Source organism: Luteimonas sp. YGD11-2 (assembly GCF_004118975.1).
Classification (GTDB): Bacteria; Pseudomonadota; Gammaproteobacteria; order Xanthomonadales; family Xanthomonadaceae; genus Luteimonas; species Luteimonas muca.
The window spans coordinates 2,261,013-2,277,660 of sequence record NZ_CP035376.1; the positions used below are offsets into that span (position 1 = coordinate 2,261,013).

Sequence of the window (16,648 nt, forward strand, 5' to 3'; positions counted from 1 at the left end):
TGCTCCAGCAAACAGTTCTACGATCTTTGGGAGTTGGGCCGCCCGTGGGCGACTCAGGTGTTCTTTTTCAGCGCCTGCAGCGCGGCGAACGGATTGGCGCGCGCCTCCTCGTCGGCGGACACCGGCCAGTCGCGCTCCACCGCTTCCGAACCCGGCGCCACCGGCACCAGCGGCACGGCGAGCAGAAGTTCGTCCTCGACCAGGTCCGCGGGCCGCAGCGTGCCATCTTCCGGCACCAGCAGGGCTTCGTATCCGGGCGGAAGCGCGGCCTCGTCGGCCTCGTCGCGGATCAGGCCGAAACGCTGCTCCAGCTGCACCGGCTCGTTGAACGCCTGCAGGGTGCGCTGGCACTGCAACGGCAGCCCGGCTTCGACCCGCAACGCAACGAACGGCACCTGGAACGCGTCACGCCCGAATTCCATGACGTAATCCGCATCGCCTTGCGTCGCCTGCAGTACCTCGCCAAGGCGGGGCATTGCCGACAGCGGCAAGCGTCCTTCGAACACCCGCCGTGCGACGACAAGGCGCCAGACGTCGACGGTTTCGGGAAGATCGGCGGACATAAGAGGCGGAATGTTAGGGCTTCGCAAAGTGCGCTGTCAAATTGGAGCCGCGCGGAAAAATCCAGCTGCCCCGTGGATTTGCCGCCTGCCACCGCCCGCGGCAGACTGCCCCTCCCCTTCCGGGCGCCGACGGCCTTGATTCCGACCGCAACCCTGTTCGCCGTGGTCATTGTATGCGCTGCCTGCTGGTGGCAGTTGCGTCGCCGCGGCAGCCGCCGCCAGCAGGCGCTGTCGGCGGTGCTGGATGCCGCGGATGCCTTCGAGGACCGTCTGCGGGTGGCACGGGCCGAGATCGAGGCGGTGGCCGGCAGCGACCACAACCCGGTGCGCGAGGCCATGCAGGAGATGCTGCGCCAGCGCCTGTGGCTGCAGCAGCACGGCCATGCGGCAACCACCGGCCAGCTCGACCAGGTCCGCGATTCGATCGACACCGCGCGCGCGCGCATCGAGCAGCAGCTCGACCGCATCGAACAGGCGCGGGCGCCGCTGTCGTGACCGGCGCGCTGATCCTCGCCTCGACCTCGCGCTACCGGCGGGAACTGCTCGGGCGCCTGCGGCTTCCGTTCACCACCGAACGGCCCGAGGTCGACGAGACCCCGCTGCCTGGGGAGGCACCGGCGGCGCTGGCGTCCAGGCTGGCGGTGGCGAAGGCACGCGAGGTTGTGCGCCGGCACCCGGGCGCCTGGGTGATCGGCTCCGACCAGGTCGCAGGCTTCGATGGCCACGCGCTCGGCAAGCCCGGCATCCGCGATGCCGCGATCGTCCAGCTGCAATCGACGTCGGGCTCCAGCGTGCAGTTCCTGACCGCGGTCGCGCTGTGCCGTGGCGACGCACTGGCCGGGGAGGCACTCGACACCACCACGGTGACGTTCCGGTGCCTGCAGCGGGCGGAGATCGAACGCTACGTCGACGCCGAGCAGCCGCTCGACTGCGCCGGCAGCTTCAAGAGCGAGGGACTCGGCATCGCGCTGTTCGACGCCATCGACACGCGAGACCCGACCGCGCTGATCGGCCTGCCGCTGATCGCCACCGCACGCCTGTTGCGCGACGCCGGGTTCGTGCTGCCTTGAAGCTGCGCGCGTTCAGCGCAGGCGGATGCGCCGTTCGCTCCAGGTCTCGACGCTGCCGTCGGCGCCTTCGATCTCCATCCCCAGCCAGTAGTCGCCCGCCGGCAGCGCGGAGGCATCGACCTGCGCGGAGAACGCCACCGCCGGTTGCCCGGGATCGTTGGAACGACCCTGCAGGAACTCGCCCACCCAGCGGTTCTCCTGCCCGTAGTCGGCGGTGGCGACCACCTCGCCGTCGAGCGTCAGGCGGACCTCGCGCACACCCACGCCATCCTTCACTGCCCAGCCGTAGACGCGGAACTCCCGCTCGACGGTGGCGCCGGCTGCAGGTTCCTGCAGATGCGCGACCGCGGGCGTCGCGCACGTACCGCTTTGCTCCGGCGCAGTGCCGTCGAAACGCAGCAGCAGGAATCGCCGGCCGCCATGGTCGATGTTGACCGCCTCGGGGTGCGGCAGGTGGCCGAAGCGCTGGCACAGGCTCTGGTAATGGGCGAGAAGCTCGCTGAACTTGACGTCGGTGGTGCCGACCACCAGCAGCACCGGCCCCGGGGCCAACTCGCGCGCGCCTTGCGCTTCCAGACCCCACAGCCGCAGCTGCGGGGCACGGCCATGGTCGCGGTTGAGCGGATGGTCGAGCACCGCGATACGCGGATCGCCGAGTGCGAAACCGAGTTCGGCGCCGATCTTGAAGTTGTCGGCCACGATCTGCGTGCCGGCGGGCATCTGCGCGCGTGCCTTGGCCACCGCGGCGGCCAGTTCGTCCCAGCCGGCGAAGTTGGACGGGTACCACTTCGCCGACGCGGCCTGCTCGCGCACCAAGGGCGACGAGACCGCGGCGTAGTAGCCCAGGAACGCCACCAGCCCGGCTGCCGCCAGCGACCAGGTGGCGGTGCGCAGCCAGCGCGGCCAGGTGTCCAGCAATGCAGGCAGCAGCGCGATCAGCGCGATATAGCCCGGCAACGGCCAGTGGAAGCTCACCCGCTCGACATCGGCGAAGAAGCCCAGCACGAAGAAGCCGGCCACCAGCAGCCCGCCCAGTAGCGCCAACAGCCGGTGCACCGGCTCGCGGCTGCGCGCACCGTGCCACGCCGCCGCCAGCAGCGCGACGAACAGCAATGGCGTCACCACCCCGGCCTGCACCGGCAGGAACAGCAGGCCTTCGCCATGCAGCGCCCACGGGTGGCGGTCGACCAGCTGGAAGCGCAAGCCGGCCTCGGCGTTGTCGAAATTCCAGGCCAGCAATGGCGCCCACGCTGCGGCACCGAAGGCGATCGCGATCCAGGCGCGCGGATCGCGCAACGCGCGCCGGCCACCTTCCAGGCACAGCAGCGCGACGAATCCCACCCCGACCACCGCCGCGAAGCGGTAGTGGCTGAGCGCGCCCACCGCCAGCCCGAAGGCGAGCAGGCTGGCGCTGCCGGCATCCACCCTGCGTACCAGCCGGGTAGCGGCGTCCACGCATGCAAGCGTCGCCAGCGCCATCGCCACGTCGGGCAGCGCCAGCAGGCCCAGGGTGCCCGCCAGCGGCAGCAGCAGCACCGCGATGCCGGCCAGCCACGCGCTGCGCTCGTCCACCTCGCGGCGCACCAGCGCCACCATCCACCACGGCAGCAGCGCGGCCATCAGCAGGAACGGCGCGCGCACCGCCAGCACATGGTGCCCGCCGATCTCCACGCCCACGCGGATCAGCCACGCGGTCAACCCGGGCAGGTCCGAATACGCCCACGCCGGGTGCTGGCCTTCCTGCCAGTAGAAGGCTTCGTCGACGAACAGCGGCAGCCGCGTGGCAAGCACGATCTTGACCAGCGTCACCACCCCCCAGAGGGCGATGAATACATGGCGCGGATGCCAGGCGCGCACGCCGGCCCCGCGCATTCCGATGTCTGTCGGCATCCGTATGCGACCCAGTTACACTCGATTGATGAAGTTGGCGCCCGCGGCAACGGGGAGACGCGGGCCATGGCGACATCACCGCACGCCCCGTTTTCCGGAGACCCGCATGGCCGATACGCCCACCCACGCCGACATGCTACCCGACGCGCTTTCACGATCGCTGGGCGCGGCTCAGGAGCAGGTGAATTCGTTGGTGCTGGGCAAGGCCCACGAGGTACGGCTGGCGTTCGTCGCGCTGCTGTCGGGCGGCCACCTGCTGATCGAGGATCTACCCGGGCTGGGCAAGACCACGCTCGCGCATGCGCTGGCGGCGACCCTCGGCCTGGAGTTCCAGCGCCTGCAGTTCACGTCCGACCTGTTGCCGTCGGACATCGTCGGCGTCTCGGTCTATGACGCACAGGCGCGCAGCTTCGAATTCCATCCCGGGCCGGTGTTCACCCAGGTGCTGCTGGCCGACGAGATCAACCGCGCACCGCCACGCACGCAGAGTGCGCTGCTGGAGGCGATGGCCGAGCGCCAGGTCAGCATCGACGGCGTCACCCACGCGCTGCCGGACCCGTTCTTCGTCATCGCGACGCAGAACCCGCTCGACCTCGCCGGCACCTACCCGCTGCCGGATTCGCAGCTCGACCGCTTCCTGATGCGCCTGAGCCTGGGCTATCCCGGTGCGGAAGCCGAACGCGCGCTGCTGGCCGGCAGCGACCGCCGCGACCTGATCGCGCAGGCGCTGCCGGTGCTCGGTGCCGACGACGTGCTGAAGCTGCGCGACGCCGTCCAGCGCGTGCACGCAAGCGATGCGCTGATCGATTACGTGCAGGCGCTGGTCGCGCGCAGCCGCCACCACGGCGGCGTGCGCATCGGCCTGTCGCCGCGCGCCGGCATCGCCCTGCTGCGCGCCGCGCGTGCCTACGCGCTGTTGCTGGGCCACCGCCATGTCGTCCCCGAAGACGTGCAGGCACTGTTCGTCGCCGTGGCCGGCCACCGTCTGGTGCCCGCCAGTGATGGCGGCGATGCGACGGCGCTGGCCAAGGCCATCCTGCACGCGGTGGCGGTGGACTGAGTTCCTGATGGCCGCGAGCGCCCGCGCACCGTCACGCATGTTCCAGCGCCTGCAGGGCCTTGCACGGCCGCGTGCGCCCGAAACGCTGCCGGCGCGGCTGGACCGCCGCCGCATCTACGTGCTGCCAACCGCCTTCGGGCTGTTCTTCTTCGCGCTGTTGCTGACGATGGGCGTGGGCGCGCTCAACTACAACAACAACCCCGCGCTGCTGCTGTGCCTGCTGCTGGCCGGCACCGCGCTGGCGAGCCTGCTGCACGCGCACCTGCAATTGAGCGGACTCGCTGTCCAGGCGGTCGACGCGGAGGCCGTGGCCGCGGGGCGTCCGCTCGCGCTGCGCGTGCATGTGCGCGCCGATCCCGGCCGCCCCCGGCGCGGGCTCGAGGTTCGCGCAGGTGACACCGCCGCCGCCCTGCACCTCGACGACGGCGCCGGCGAAGCGGTCATCGAACTGCCGACCATGCAGCGCGGCTGGCTCGACGTCGGCCGCCTGCGGATCTCCACCACGCGCCCGCTGGGGTTGGCGCGGGCCTGGTCGTGGGTCTGGCCGGAAGCACCGATGCTGGTCTACCCGGCCCCGGAGACGCACGGCCCGCCGCTGCCCGAAGGCGCCGGCGACAACGCACAGGCGCGGCTGCACGCGTCCGGCGACGATGTCCACCACCTGCGCAACTGGCGGCGTGGCGATTCGCGTCGTGCGATCGCCTGGAAGCCTTCGGCGCGCCGCGGCCAGCTGCTGGTCCGCGAGTACGAGCAGCCGCAGGGCGCCGACGTCGTCATCGACTGGCGCGGCACCGTGGAACTGCCCTACGAGGCGCGCATCCGTCGGCTTGCGCGCTGGGTGGACGAGGCCGAACGCGACCAGCGCCGCTACGTGCTGCGCCTGCCGGGACAGCCCGCGGTCGGTCCCGCGCGTGGCGCGCTGCATCGCCATGCCTGCCTGCGCGCGCTGGCACTGCTGCCGGAGGCCGGGCATGGCTGAGGGCATCGCGACATTGCCGGGCCTGTCGCCTGCGGCTCCCGCCGCGGTGGCCGATCGACGCAACCTGCCCGACGCCGCCCGCGCGTGGTCCCTGGCGGCCTCGTTCGCGTGCCAGTTGCCGTTGCTGCTGCAGCTGCCGGGATGGCTGGGGCTGGCGATCGGCGCCCTCGCCGTCGCGGTGGCGGCGATCTCCTGGAAGCGCCGCCTGCCGTCGCTGCTGCGCGCGCTGCTGGCGCTGGCGGCGGTCGGCCTGGTGCTGGCCGGCAGCGGCTTTTCCTTCGGTCGCGACACCGGCTGCGCGCTGCTCGCCGCGATGCTGGCGATCAAGCCGGTGGAGCTGTTCACCTGGCGCGATGCGCGCAGCCTGCTGGGCTTCGCGCTGTTCGCGCCGTTCGCGACCTTCCTGCTCGACCAGGGGCCGCTGTCGCTGCTGCTCGGGCTGGGCGGGGCCCTGGTGGCGCTGGCCGCACTGTGGCGGCTGGCGGAACTCGACGCCGAGGTGCCCACCGAGCCGCTGCCGCCGGCACGGGCGGTGGGCCGGCGCCTGTGGCGGGTCGGGCGTCTGGCGATGGTCGGGCTTCCGCTGGCACTGGCGGCGTTCTGGCTGTTTCCGCGCATGGCCTCACCGCTGTGGGGCGTGCCGGAACGTGCGATCGCCAAGCCGGGGCTGTCGGGTGAGATGGGCCCGGGCGACTGGCTCGACCTGATGGGTGACGATTCACCGGCCCTGCGCGCGCGTTTCTTCGGCCCCGTTCCGGATCGCACCGAGCTCTACTGGCGCGGCCCGGTGCTCACCGATTACGACGGCCGCCGCTGGTCCCGGGCCGAATGGGCGCAGGGCCTGCCACCCGCGGAGGTGCGCCATGACGGCCCGGTATGGGACTACGAACTCGAACTCGAGCCCACCGACCGCCGCTTCGCCGTGACCCTGGACCTGCCGCTGGCCGAGCCCGAAGGCACCCGCCTCGGCCACGACCACAGCACCACGTCCTGGCGTCCGCTGAGTTCGTTGCGCCGCTGGCGGCTGCAGTCGGCGCCACCGGTTGCCTACGAGGCCGAACTGCGGCCGATGCTGCGCACGATGGCGCTGCGCCTGCCCGAGGCCTTCAACCCGCGCACCATCGCGCTGGCCCGGCAGTGGCGCGCCGAAGCCGGTGACGGCATGGCCGCCGACGAAGCGCTGGTGCAGCGCTTCCTCGACTGGGTACGCAGCGACTTCGCCTACACCCTGGCCACCGGCCTGCCCGGCCGCCATGCGATCGACGAATTCCTGTTCGACGAGCAGGAAGGCTTCTGCGAACACTACGCCGGAGCCTTCGTGGTGTTCATGCGTGCCGCGGGCATCCCCGCGCGGGTGGTGACCGGCTATGTCGGCGGCTACTACAACCGCTTCGGCGACTACTGGCTGGTGCGCCGCGAGGACGCCCACGCCTGGGCCGAGGTGTGGCTGGAAGGGCGCGGCTGGGTGCGCGCCGACCCCACCGCCGCGGTGGCCCCGGAGCGCATCTACGACACCATCGCCAACCTGTCCGAGGACGGCGGCGCCGCCCGCGACGCGCTGGCCGGGATGTGGGACGTCGGCGACTGGATGCGCCGGGGGTGGAACGACTTCGTGCTCGGCTTCGACGCCACCCGCCAGCGCCAGCTGCTGAGCCCGCTGGGCATCCGCGACCTCGAGATGCAGCAGCTGGTGGTGCTGTTCGCGGCGCTGGGCGGCATGGCACTGGCCTGGATGCTGTGGCTGGTCGGGCGCAGCGAGCGCGAACGCGACCCGGTGCTGCGGGCCTGGCATGCGCTGGGCGCACGCTATGCCCGGCACGGGTTCGCACCGGCACCGCACGAACCGGCCAGCGCCTGGGCCGCGCGCGTGCTGGCGGCGCGGCCGCACGACGCCGCGCTGGCCACGCTCAGCGCGCGTTTCTCCGACTGGCGCTACGCTCCCCACCCCGCCGGACCGGGGGCCGCACGCGCGCTGGCCCGCGACCTGCACCGGCACCGACCCGCGGAGACGCCCCGATGAATCGCGCCCACCTGCCCGCCGCACTGACCGTGGCGATCGCCTGCACGCTGCTGGCCGCATGCGCCACCGCGCCCACGCCGCTGCAGGGCACCTTCGCCGAAGTGTCGCCCGACCAGGCCACGACGGCGGCGTCCACCATCGGCACCGCGGTGCGCTGGGGCGGGCGCATCGTCGAGGTCACCCCGCAGCCCGACCGCACCTGCTTCCAGATGCTCTCGGCACCGCTGGATGCCAACGGCCGGCCCAGTTTCAGCGGCAACCAGGCCGGCGGCCGCTTCATCGCCTGTCGCACCGGCTTCTACGACCCCGCACTGTTCACCGCCGACCGCGAAGTCACCTTCACCGGGCGGATTGCCGCGACCGAGCAGGTCCAGATCGGCGAGTACGACTACCGCCTGCCGCGGGTGGACGCCGACGTGGTCTACCTGTGGCCCGAGCGCGCCGACGTGCAGGTGATCCGCTACGAGCCGTATCCGTGGGGCTGGGGCCCGGGCTGGTGGTGGTAGCCGGAGTTCAGGGCGTACCGAAGCGCCCGAGCGGCGCGCCCGCCAGCAGATGCAGGTGCATCTGGTAGACGGTCTGCCCGCCGTGGTCGTTGCAGTTCATGACGATGCGGTAGCCGTCGGCGGCAAAGCCCTCCCGGCGCGCGTAATCGGCCGCCGCCAGCGCCAGCCGGCCGATGACCTCGGCCTGCGACGGAGTCGCCGCGTCCAGCGTCGGTATCGTCTCCTTCGGCACGAACAGCACGTGCACCGGCGCCTGCGGCGCGATGTCGCGGAAACCGATCAGGTGCTCGTCCTCGTGGACGATCTCGGCGGGAATCTCGCGGCGGATGATCTTGTGGAAGATGGTGGGCATGGCGCGACCGGGCGGTTGATGTACGCGTCAGCTTAGCCCCGCGGTGCCGGCGGGCGGGGGTTCCTCAGCCGGCGATGTCGCTGCGGCTGCCGAATGCGTGCGAGAGCGTGCCGCGGTCGACGTATTCGAGTTCGCCGCCCAGCGGCAGCCCGTGCGCGGGGCGGCTGGGCCGCACGCCGTGCTGGCGCGCCAGCTGCGCCAGGTAATGCGCGGTGGCCTCGCCTTCGACCGTCGGGTTGGTGGCGACGATCAGCTCGCGCACCTCGCCCTCCGCCAGCCGCGTGCCGAGCCCGTCGAGCCCGAGTTCACGCGGACCGATGCCGTCGAGGGGGCTCAGGCGGCCGTGCAGCACGAAATACAGGCCGCGGAAATCGGTGGCCTGCTCGATCGCCAGGCGGTCGGCCGGCGTCTCCACCACGCACAGCACGTGCCCGTCGCGCGAGGTGCTGGCGCAGACCGGACACACCGGGGTCTCGCTGAAATCGCGGCACCGCCCGCAGTTGCCGATCCGCGACATCGCCGCTTCCAGCGCCTCCGACAGCCGCCGGCCGCCGTCGCGCTGGCGCTCGAGCAGGTGGTAGGCCATGCGCTGCGCCGACTTCTGGCCCACGCCCGGCAGCACCCGCAGGGCGTCGATCAGTTGTTCGAGTAGCGCTGACATGGAAGCCTGGCGGGATGCATGCGGTCGCGGAGGGGCTGCGGAGCCGCGCTCAGAACGGCAGCTTCATGCCCGGAGGCACCGGCATGCCGGCGGTGGCGGCGGACATCCGCGCCTGCGACTCGGTGTTGACCTTGTTGACCGCGTCATTGATGGCCGCAGCGACCAGGTCCTCGGTCATTTCCGCATCGGTGATCACGCTCGGATCGATGCGCACCTTGCGGCACTCCATGCGCCCGGTGAGGGTGACGCTGACCATGCCGCCGCCGGCACTGCCGGTGACTTCCAGCCCCGCGAGCTCTTCCTGTGCGCGCTGCATGTTCTCCTGCATCTTCTGGGCCTGCTGCATCAGCTGGGCGATGTTTCCACGCATGTCGGTTCTCCTGTGGGGGCCGCGCCGGCTCGGGCGCGGTGAAAGATTCAGCGGTCGTCGACCGGGCGGATCGAATCGGGCACGAGCCGTGCGCCGTGCTGCGACATCATCCGACTGACGTCGGGATCGTCGAGGAACGCGCGTTCGGCGGCCTGCTGGCGGGCATCGCGCTCGCGCGCGTGGCGCTCGTGCAGGGTTTCGCCACCCGCGGCCACCTCGAAGCGGATGGTCGGCGTACCACCGAGCTGCGGCGCGAGGGCCGCGGCGAACTGCCCCACCAGCAGCGGGGTCTGCAGGTGGTCGTCGCTGGCGGGCAGCGACAGGCGCAGCACGCCATCGGCGTAACCGAGGAAGGCGGTATGTGCGGCAAGCTCGCGGACCGGTCCGCGCAGGCCGAGACCCACGACCAGGTCCGGCCAGGCGTCGGCATCGACCTGCAACGGCGCGCGCGCGGGCGCGACAACGCCAGCGGCGGCGACGGCCGCGGCAGCGCTGGCGACCGCACGGGGTGCCGCAGGCTGCGCGCGCACATCTTCCCGCGGGTCGGTGGCCCAGGGCGCGCGATCCTCGTCGGGGATGGCCGGCCCGGGCATCGGTGAAGCGGGCGCCGCAGCCACGGCAGCGCGCGGCGGGACCGGCGCTGCCGCGGGCGCAGCAGTCGGTGGCGCCGGGACGCGGATCCCGGAGCTTGCCGCCGGAGCCGCGCGCCGTGGGGCCTCGTCGGCCTCCAGCGCGGCGCGTGCGGCAGCCGCGGCGTCGCGGCCACCCCGGGTCGGCACAGCACCGCCCTGTTCGCGCGCAGGCGCGGCGCTGCCGGAATCACCGGCGTCGGTCGTGGCACCATCGAGCGGGCGGAATGCCAGCATCCGCAACAGGCTCATCTCGAAACCGGTACGCGGGCTTGGTGCGTGCTGCAGTTCGCGGCGGCCGTCGAGCGCCATCTGGTACCAGAGCTGCACGAGTTCCGGGCGTATCGCCGCGGCCAGCGCGTCGAGGTCGATGCCCTCGCCGTCGACCCCCGCGCCCGGGACCAGCTGCCTCACCTGGATGCGGTGCAACGCCTCGGCCAGCGCATCGAGCACGCTGCCCCAGTCGGGGGAGAACTCGGCCAGCGTGCCGACCTCGGCCAGCAGCCGTTCGCCATCGGCGCACGCCAGCGCGTCCAGCAGCGCGCCGACGCGGGTGCGGTCGACCGTGCCCAGCATCGCGGCCACGCCGGCATCCTCGAGCCGCCCACCGGTGTAGGCGATGGCCTGGTCGAGCAGCGACAGCCCGTCACGCAGGCTGCCATCGGCCGCGCGCGCGATCTGGCGCACCGCGCCCTCGTCGAAGGTGATCTCCTCGGCGGCGAGGATGCGGCCGATCTGGCCTTCGATCTGCGCCAGGTCCAGCCGCTTGAGGTTGAACTGCAGGCAGCGCGAGAGCACGGTCACCGGCAGCTTCTGTGGATCGGTGGTCGCGAGCAGGAACTTCACATGCCCCGGCGGTTCCTCGAGCGTCTTCAGCAGCGCGTTGAAGGCCGACTTCGACAGCATGTGGACCTCGTCGATGAGGTACACCTTCACCCGTCCGCGCGAGGGCATGTACTGCGCGTTGTCGATCAGCTCGCGCACGTCGTCGACACCGGTGTTGCTGGCGGCGTCGATCTCGAGCAGGTCGATGAAGCGGCCGGCGTCGATGGAACGGCAGGTTTCGCATTCGCCGCAGGGGTCGGACGAGGTGCCCGACTCGCAGTTCAGGCTCTTGGCGAAGATCCGCGCGATGGTGGTCTTGCCCACGCCGCGGGTGCCGGTGAACAGGAAGGCGTGATGCACGCGCCCGGATTCCAGCGCATTGGTGAGCGCGCGGACCACGTGTTCCTGCCCGACCAGTTCGGCGAAACGCTTGGGGCGCCACTTGCGGGCGAGGACGAGATACGACATGCCGCCATTCTGCCATGCCGGTCGGCATGGCCGCCGGTGCCGCACCCGCCTGTACCGGGCGCATCGTCCGCCAGCGACCTGCAAGATGTTCCTTGTGGGCGCCGCGGGCGAACGCTAGAATCACGGCCCCCGTGTGGCCGCGCCAGGGCAGGCAAGGTGTACGGGTCAGGTGCGGAGAGGTGTCCGAGTGGTTGAAGGAGCACGCCTGGAAAGTGTGTAAGCGTCTAAACCGCGCTTCGGGGGTTCGAATCCCCCTCTCTCCGCCAGTTCTGCCTGCTGCAACGGCAGGTGCAAGTCTCCATGGTGGCCCCGTCGGCCCCTCGCGACGCTAGATCGAAAATCCCGCCAGGGCCGGAAGGCAGCAACGGTATCGGTTGATGCGGGCGACGAGGTAAGTCGGCGGGGCCATCGCCTTTTCAGTCAACGGCCGGCGGCATGATCGCCAGTGCATCGGGTTCGTTGCCGGTGGACCAGCGATCGACCACGTCCCAGCGGGCGGTGTCGACGACCGCGACCTCGTTGCCGCCGCTGATCGCCACATAGACGCGCGGCCGGCGCGGATCCGCGATCACGCCGATCGGAAGCGCCGCCTCGCCCAGCAGGGTCTGCCGGTAGTCGCGACCGGCTTCGGCCAGCGCCACGGTCGCCACGGGCCCATGGCTCGCCACATCGAACACCGACAGCGTCGCCGCACGGGCGTTGGTGACCAGCGCATGCCGGCCGTCCGCGGTGAACGCCACGCGGATCGGGAAGCCGGCGCTTTCGAGCGTCGCGCGGATCGCCAGCGAGTGCGGGTCGTGCACGGTGACCGTGTCGGCCTCGCGGTTGGTCACCCACACGCTGCCGTCGGGCGCGACCTCGATGCCTTCCGCGCCCGCGCCTGCGGGACGCTCGAGCGTTTCGCCGGTCGCAAGGTCGATGCGCACCACCGAGCCCGCGCGGATCTTGCTGACGTAGGCCACGTCGCCGCCGCGCGACAGCGCCACCATGTGGCCGACGCCATCGCCGATGTCGATTGCACGCTCGACCGCGCCCGTGGCTGCGTCCAGCATCAGCAGCGACCCGCTGCCCTCGGTGGTCACCAGCAGGCGGCGCCCGTCGGGCATGTAGCGCACCCCGTGTGGCCGCGCATGCGTGCCGAGATCGAACGTGCGCACCTGTGCCGCGTCACGACCGATCACGGTCAGGCTGTTGCCGGGTGCCTGGTGCCCGTAGTTGGTGACCACCGCGGTGCGGCCGTCCGGCGCCACCGCGATCTCGTGCGGCGCCGCACCGGTGGCGATTTCCGCATGCCGCGCGCCATCCTCGAGCGAGAGCCGCCACACGGTGTCGGCGGACTTGTTGCCGACCAGCAATTCGCCCGCTGCTGCCGTCATCGCCGCCAGCAGCGCAAACGCCAGAACCAGTGTCCTGCCCATCACCGACCTCCTGTGCCTTCTTCGGGATGCAACCATGCGACGTCGCCGTCCGCGTAGCGCTCGTGCTTCCAGATCGGGACATCCTGCTTGATGGCGTCGATGATCGCCCGGCAGCCCACGAACGCGGCGTCACGATGCGATGCCGATACGCCGACCCAGACCGCGACGTCGCCGATCGCGAGCGCGCCAACCCGGTGTACGCACAGCGCGCGGTGCAGGCCGTGGCGTTCACGGATGGCCGTGACGATGCGCCGGCCTTCGGCTTCCGCCAGTTCCACATACGCCTCGTAGGCCAGTCCCAGCACGGCACGGCCACCGTGGTGGTTGCGCACGCGACCCTCGAAGACCACGCAGGCACCCGCGGCGGGATCCTCCAGCCCGGCATGCAGCGCGGACGTGTCGATTGCGTCCGCCGAAAGCCGGAAACCGGTGGTGTCGTGCACGCTCAACCCCCGCTCACCGGCGGGATGAACGCGACCTCGGTACCTGCGCGGGGTGCGTCTTCCCAGCGTGCGAACGCGCCGTCCACCGCGACCCGCAGCCGTTCGCGCGACAGTGTGAACCCGTGGCGGGCGCGGAGCGCCTCGTACAGCGTGCCCAGGTCCGCCGCGATGGTGTCGACGGTTTCCTGCGCGGTGCCGGCGGCATCACGCAGGCTGGCGAAGTACAGCACCGTCAACCGGGTCATCCGGCCGCTCCCACGTCACGCCGTCCGCCGCGCTTGGCCACCAGCCGCGCGGGCCCGATGACGATCGCGTGCGACAGCGCCTTGCACATGTCGTAGATCGTGAGCGCGGCCACGGTGGCACCGGTGAGCGCCTCCATCTCGACGCCGGTCCGGTGCACGGTGCGCACCGTGCACTCGATGCGCAACGCGCGTTCGCCCTGCCAGTCGATCGCGATGCGGATGCCGTCGATCGGTAGCGGATGGCAGAACGGGATCAGTTCGTGGGTGCGCTTGACCGCCATGGTGCCGGCGATCACCGCGGTATCGACGATGGCGCCCTTGGCACTGCGCAGGCCGCTGGCGCGCAGCTGGGTGGCCACCGCGGCGGGAAAGCGCACGTCGCAGCGCGCGGTCGCGCTGCGTGCGGTCGCCGGCTTGGCCGACACATCGACCATCCCCGGACGTCCCTCGGCGTCGACATGGGTGAGCGTCGGCGCCGGGGTGCGCGACGTGCTGCGGGATCTTGGAGCGACCATGACGGACTCGATCGGAACCGCGGCCGATGGTAACGGTAGCCGCGCTCAGCCGCCGACCAGGAACATCTCGACGCGCTGCCGTGGCGCCTGCGGCGCGGCGCCACGCAGTTCGCTGTAGCGGTCGGCGCGCCGTGTCCACAGCATCATCAGTTCCTCGACGACGCGGTCTTCGCCCTGGGCGATCAGCGGCCGCAACGGGCGACCGGCACCCGCGAACAGGCAGCTGTAGAACGCGCCATCGGCGGCCACCCGCGCGCGGTGGCAATCTCCACAGAACGGCGCGCTGACCGAACTGACGAAGCCGATCTCGCCGGCGCCGTCGGCAAACGCATGGCGCTCGGCGACCTCGCCGCGGTAATGCCGGTCCAGCGCATGCAACGGCCAGCGTGCGTGGATGCGCGCGCGCAGTTCCGCCGACGGCACCACGCGGTCCTTGCGCCAGCCGTTGCAGGTGCCGACATCCATATACTCGATGAAACGCAGCACGTGGCCGCTGCGGCGGAAGCGCTCGACCAGAAGCAGCACCTGGTCTTCGTTGACGCCACGCTGCACGACGCAGTTGAGCTTCAGTCGTTCGAACCCTGCCGCCTGCGCCGCCTCGATACCGGCCAGCACATCGGCGACATCCCCGCGCCCGCCGGACAGTGCACGGAAGCGCGCCGGCTCGAGCGCATCCAGGCTGACGGTGAGACGATGCAGCCCGGCATCACGCAATGCCCGTGCATGGCGCCCGAGCAGGCTGCCGTTGGTGGTCAGGGCGAGCTCCACGATGCCGGGGATGCGCGCCAGTCGCGCCACCAGCAACGGGAGGTCGCGACGCAGCAGCGGCTCGCCACCGGTCAGGCGCAGCTTGCGCAGGCCCAGCCGCGCAAAGGCGCGCACCAGTGTCTCGATCTCGTCGAAATCCATCCGCCCGGCGGCGTCGAAGCCGTGGCCGGCGGGCACCCGGTCGGCCGGCATGCAGTAGCCGCAGCGGAAGTTGCAGGCCTCGATCACCGACAGCCGCAGATCATGCAGCGGCCGGCCCAGGCGGTCGGTCGGCTGCATGGGCGCGGGCTGCGGCATGCTCACCCGACCAGCGCTCCGGGGAACGGGCCGGCCAGTGCCAGCACGTCGCCCTGGCGGGCCACGCGATGGCCCAGCGCGCGCAACGCCTCGCCATCGGCGGCGCTTGCATAGTGGTAGAGCACGCAGCGCGCCAGCAGGTCGGGCGGATACTCGCGCACCAGATCATCGATCCCGCTGTGCGACGGGTTGCCATGCAGGCCGCAGTCGTGGGCGATCAGCTCGCCCTCCGTGGCATGGTGCGCCAGCAGCTCGGGAATCGGCCGGGTGTCGCCGGTCCAGACCAGGCTGCCGGGCAGCCGCAGCCCGAATGCCGTGCCGGGCCAATGATGACGAACGGCGAACGCCTCCAGGCGCACGCCGTCATGCCAGAACGCGTTGCCGACCGGCACCAGCCGGAACGCATCCCAGAAATTGGCGCCGCCCTCGGCGAGCACGTTCGGGTAATCGCCCACGCGCTGGTGCAGCAGCGGCACCACCGGCGCCGGCACGTACACCGGCATCGCCCCGCGCCGTGCGACATCGAAATATTCCGACACGAACAGCCGCTCGAGACCGGCCACATGGTCGAGGTGGGTGTGGGTGATGAACAGCGCGCGCGGCGGGCGGCCGTAATGCGCAAGGCATGCGCTCAGCCCCTCGCCGCCGCAATCGATGGTCAACCATGGCTGGCCATCGCGTTCGATGGTCGCCATCGACGAGCCGAGCTCGATCGCGGATGCATTGCCGACCCCGTGGAAACGCAGGCTCCAGCCCATCACACACCCGTCGCCCAACGGGCGTCGTAGGCGGCCCGCAGCCGCGCGAAGTCGGCCCGCACGTCGGTCTCCGTGCGCTCGCCGCGCAGCTTGAGCAGGGAACGCTCAAGGCGTGCGAGGTTGCGCGCGCGCCAGCGCGTTTCCGGCACGCGGATCCTTCCGCGGTCGAAGTCGATCAGCCAGCCCTGTCCGGTGGCATCGAACAGCACGTTGTGGGCGTTGAGGTCGGCGTGGTCGAGCCCTGCGCGATGGAACTTCGCAACCAGCCGCCCGGTTTCTTCCCACGGTGCATCGGCGCCGGCGACCGCCATGCGGTCGGCCAGCGAACGCACGCCGTCGATCCGCCGCACCAGGATCGCCGCGCGATAGGTCGGGCCACGGCGCACATAGCGCGCGGCGATCGGCTCCGGCGCCGGCAGCGACTGCAGCCGCAGGTCGCGTGTCAGGCGGAACTCCGCGAAGCTGCGCGTGGCCGCGGCACTGCGCCACCAGTAGCGGTCGCGGCTGAACTGCGCAGCCAGCCCGCCCCGCAGGTACAGCCGCAACACCGCGTCGCCGAACGGACCGCGCACGAACCACGCACCGCCGCGCCCGCCACTGTCGACCGGGCGCGCGCGTTCACCCCACCACGCGGGGTCGAACCAGCCGGGCTCGGCCTCGCGGATCCACCCGGAATCACCGAGGATCGCGCCACGCCCGCCGGCAGCGTCCTCGAACGGAACCAGGTCCTCGTTCGCATCGAATCGCACCATGCCGCGAGTGTAGCGCTCGCGGCGACGCGGCCGGCAGCGAATACACTCGCCGCCTGTGC

Annotated in this window: 19 protein-coding genes, 1 tRNA gene and 1 other RNA gene; 8 read left to right on the forward strand and 13 right to left on the reverse strand. The window is 71.5% G+C overall.

Annotated features, from left to right (window positions below):
• Positions 1–53: 53 nt before the first annotated feature.
• Entirely contained in the window at positions 54–563 is a 510-nt protein-coding gene (locus tag ERL55_RS10275; protein ID WP_129136344.1) for a YceD family protein, read from the reverse strand.
• A gap of 135 nt (positions 564–698) precedes the next feature.
• Here ERL55_RS10275 and ERL55_RS14940 point away from each other — a divergent pair, with 135 nt between their 5' ends.
• Positions 699–1,058, forward strand: a complete 360-nt coding sequence (locus ERL55_RS14940; protein ID WP_164972176.1) for a hypothetical protein — start codon at positions 699–701, stop codon at positions 1,056–1,058.
• On the forward strand, positions 1,055–1,633 hold the full coding sequence (locus ERL55_RS14945; RefSeq protein ID WP_164972177.1) for a Maf family nucleotide pyrophosphatase: 579 nt from the start codon (positions 1,055–1,057) through the stop codon (positions 1,631–1,633). Before ERL55_RS14940 ends, ERL55_RS14945 begins: the two co-directional genes overlap by 4 nt.
• A 12-nt stretch (positions 1,634–1,645) precedes the next feature.
• On the opposite strand, the gene ERL55_RS10285 is transcribed toward ERL55_RS14945, so the two are convergent.
• Positions 1,646–3,523 (reverse strand): glycosyltransferase family 39 protein, encoded by a 1,878-nt coding sequence (locus ERL55_RS10285; protein ID WP_241685749.1) that lies wholly within the window; start codon positions 3,521–3,523, stop codon positions 1,646–1,648.
• Positions 3,524–3,629: 106 nt separating this feature from the next.
• Between ERL55_RS10285 and ERL55_RS10290 the strand changes: the two genes are divergently transcribed.
• From ERL55_RS10290 to ERL55_RS10305, 4 genes are read left to right on the forward strand one after another with little or no spacing between them, the layout of a single operon-like run.
• Entirely contained in the window at positions 3,630–4,583 is a 954-nt protein-coding gene (locus tag ERL55_RS10290; protein WP_129136346.1) for an AAA family ATPase, read from the forward strand.
• 7 nt (positions 4,584–4,590) lie between these two features.
• Entirely contained in the window at positions 4,591–5,562 is a 972-nt protein-coding gene (locus ERL55_RS10295; RefSeq protein ID WP_241685750.1) for a DUF58 domain-containing protein, read from the forward strand.
• Positions 5,555–7,582 carry a DUF3488 and transglutaminase-like domain-containing protein gene (locus ERL55_RS10300; protein WP_129136347.1) on the forward strand — a complete coding sequence of 676 codons (2,028 nt, stop codon included), beginning with the start codon at positions 5,555–5,557 and terminating at the stop codon, positions 7,580–7,582. Before ERL55_RS10295 ends, ERL55_RS10300 begins: the two co-directional genes overlap by 8 nt.
• Positions 7,579–8,088: a Slp family lipoprotein gene (locus ERL55_RS10305; protein ID WP_129136348.1), complete on the forward strand. Its 510-nt coding sequence runs from the start codon at positions 7,579–7,581 to the stop codon at positions 8,086–8,088. Before ERL55_RS10300 ends, ERL55_RS10305 begins: the two co-directional genes overlap by 4 nt.
• A gap of 7 nt (positions 8,089–8,095) precedes the next feature.
• Here the strand turns inward: ERL55_RS10305 and ERL55_RS10310 are convergent, their stop codons facing one another.
• The 4 genes from ERL55_RS10310 to dnaX form a co-directional block, all read right to left on the reverse strand.
• Positions 8,096–8,440, reverse strand: a complete 345-nt coding sequence (locus ERL55_RS10310) for a histidine triad nucleotide-binding protein (protein WP_129136349.1) — start codon at positions 8,438–8,440, stop codon at positions 8,096–8,098.
• Between the two features lie 64 nt (positions 8,441–8,504).
• Positions 8,505–9,101, reverse strand: coding sequence for a recombination mediator RecR (gene recR / locus ERL55_RS10315; protein WP_129136350.1), 597 nt, complete (start codon positions 9,099–9,101; stop codon positions 8,505–8,507).
• Positions 9,102–9,150: 49 nt separating this feature from the next.
• A complete protein-coding gene (locus ERL55_RS10320) occupies positions 9,151–9,471 on the reverse strand; it encodes a YbaB/EbfC family nucleoid-associated protein (protein WP_129136351.1) in 321 nt (106 codons plus the stop codon).
• 47 nt (positions 9,472–9,518) lie between these two features.
• Complete coding sequence (gene dnaX / locus ERL55_RS10325) at positions 9,519–11,393, reverse strand: DNA polymerase III subunit gamma/tau (protein ID WP_129136352.1); 1,875 nt, start codon at positions 11,391–11,393, stop codon at positions 9,519–9,521.
• 173 nt (positions 11,394–11,566) lie between these two features.
• Between dnaX and ERL55_RS10330 the strand changes: the two genes are divergently transcribed.
• Together ERL55_RS10330 and ffs are read left to right on the forward strand one after the other, a co-directional pair.
• Positions 11,567–11,659 (forward strand) — tRNA-Ser (locus ERL55_RS10330).
• A gap of 43 nt (positions 11,660–11,702) precedes the next feature.
• Positions 11,703–11,799, forward strand: an RNA gene (ffs, locus tag ERL55_RS10335) — signal recognition particle sRNA small type.
• Positions 11,800–11,809: 10 nt separating this feature from the next.
• On the opposite strand, the gene ERL55_RS10340 is transcribed toward ffs, so the two are convergent.
• The 7 genes from ERL55_RS10340 to ERL55_RS10370 are packed head-to-tail and all read right to left on the reverse strand — an operon-like array spanning position 11,810 to position 16,589.
• Positions 11,810–12,811, reverse strand: coding sequence for a gluconolaconase (locus tag ERL55_RS10340; RefSeq protein ID WP_129136353.1), 1,002 nt, complete (start codon positions 12,809–12,811; stop codon positions 11,810–11,812).
• The gene (locus ERL55_RS10345) at positions 12,811–13,254 is read right to left on the reverse strand and encodes a molybdenum cofactor biosynthesis protein MoaE (protein ID WP_129137313.1); all 444 of its coding nucleotides are present in this window, start codon (positions 13,252–13,254) and stop codon (positions 12,811–12,813) included. The genes ERL55_RS10340 and ERL55_RS10345 overlap by 1 nt, the downstream gene beginning before the upstream one ends.
• A gap of 2 nt (positions 13,255–13,256) precedes the next feature.
• Positions 13,257–13,499: a molybdopterin converting factor subunit 1 gene (moaD, locus tag ERL55_RS10350; RefSeq protein ID WP_129136354.1), complete on the reverse strand. Its 243-nt coding sequence runs from the start codon at positions 13,497–13,499 to the stop codon at positions 13,257–13,259.
• Positions 13,496–14,014, reverse strand: a complete 519-nt coding sequence (gene moaC, locus ERL55_RS10355; protein ID WP_129136355.1) for a cyclic pyranopterin monophosphate synthase MoaC — start codon at positions 14,012–14,014, stop codon at positions 13,496–13,498. Before moaC ends, moaD begins: the two co-directional genes overlap by 4 nt.
• A 45-nt stretch (positions 14,015–14,059) precedes the next feature.
• Entirely contained in the window at positions 14,060–15,079 is a 1,020-nt protein-coding gene (moaA, locus tag ERL55_RS10360; protein ID WP_129137314.1) for a GTP 3',8-cyclase MoaA, read from the reverse strand.
• A 2-nt stretch (positions 15,080–15,081) separates the two neighbouring features.
• Positions 15,082–15,837, reverse strand: a complete 756-nt coding sequence (locus tag ERL55_RS10365) for an MBL fold metallo-hydrolase (protein WP_129136356.1) — start codon at positions 15,835–15,837, stop codon at positions 15,082–15,084.
• On the reverse strand, positions 15,837–16,589 hold the full coding sequence (locus ERL55_RS10370) for a 3-deoxy-D-manno-octulosonic acid kinase (protein WP_129136357.1): 753 nt from the start codon (positions 16,587–16,589) through the stop codon (positions 15,837–15,839). Before ERL55_RS10370 ends, ERL55_RS10365 begins: the two co-directional genes overlap by 1 nt.
• Between the last annotated feature and the right edge of the window lie 59 nt (positions 16,590–16,648).

Bases quoted from the DNA above. Each gene is read 5' to 3' on its own strand.
- ERL55_RS10365 (WP_129136356.1), bottom strand. From the start codon at position 15,837: ATGGGCTGGAGCCTGCGTTTCCACGGGGTCGGCAATGCATCCGCGATC.
- ERL55_RS10275 (WP_129136344.1), bottom strand. From the start codon at position 563: ATGTCCGCCGATCTTCCCGAAACCGTCGACGTCTGGCGCCTTGTCGTC.
- ERL55_RS10320 (WP_129136351.1), bottom strand. From the start codon at position 9,471: ATGCGTGGAAACATCGCCCAGCTGATGCAGCAGGCCCAGAAGATGCAG.
- ERL55_RS10310 (WP_129136349.1), bottom strand. From the start codon at position 8,440: ATGCCCACCATCTTCCACAAGATCATCCGCCGCGAGATTCCCGCCGAG.
- moaD (WP_129136354.1), bottom strand. From the start codon at position 13,499: ATGACCCGGTTGACGGTGCTGTACTTCGCCAGCCTGCGTGATGCCGCC.
- dnaX (WP_129136352.1), bottom strand. From the start codon at position 11,393: ATGTCGTATCTCGTCCTCGCCCGCAAGTGGCGCCCCAAGCGTTTCGCC.
- ERL55_RS10305 (WP_129136348.1), top strand. From the start codon at position 7,579: ATGAATCGCGCCCACCTGCCCGCCGCACTGACCGTGGCGATCGCCTGC.
- ERL55_RS10300 (WP_129136347.1), top strand. From the start codon at position 5,555: ATGGCTGAGGGCATCGCGACATTGCCGGGCCTGTCGCCTGCGGCTCCC.
- ERL55_RS10340 (WP_129136353.1), bottom strand. From the start codon at position 12,811: ATGGGCAGGACACTGGTTCTGGCGTTTGCGCTGCTGGCGGCGATGACG.
- moaA (WP_129137314.1), bottom strand. From the start codon at position 15,079: ATGCCGCAGCCCGCGCCCATGCAGCCGACCGACCGCCTGGGCCGGCCG.
- recR (WP_129136350.1), bottom strand. From the start codon at position 9,101: ATGTCAGCGCTACTCGAACAACTGATCGACGCCCTGCGGGTGCTGCCG.
- ERL55_RS10290 (WP_129136346.1), top strand. From the start codon at position 3,630: ATGGCCGATACGCCCACCCACGCCGACATGCTACCCGACGCGCTTTCA.
- moaC (WP_129136355.1), bottom strand. From the start codon at position 14,014: ATGGTCGCTCCAAGATCCCGCAGCACGTCGCGCACCCCGGCGCCGACG.
- ERL55_RS10295 (WP_241685750.1), top strand. From the start codon at position 4,591: ATGGCCGCGAGCGCCCGCGCACCGTCACGCATGTTCCAGCGCCTGCAG.
- ERL55_RS10285 (WP_241685749.1), bottom strand. From the start codon at position 3,523: ATGCCGACAGACATCGGAATGCGCGGGGCCGGCGTGCGCGCCTGGCAT.
- ERL55_RS10370 (WP_129136357.1), bottom strand. From the start codon at position 16,589: ATGGTGCGATTCGATGCGAACGAGGACCTGGTTCCGTTCGAGGACGCT.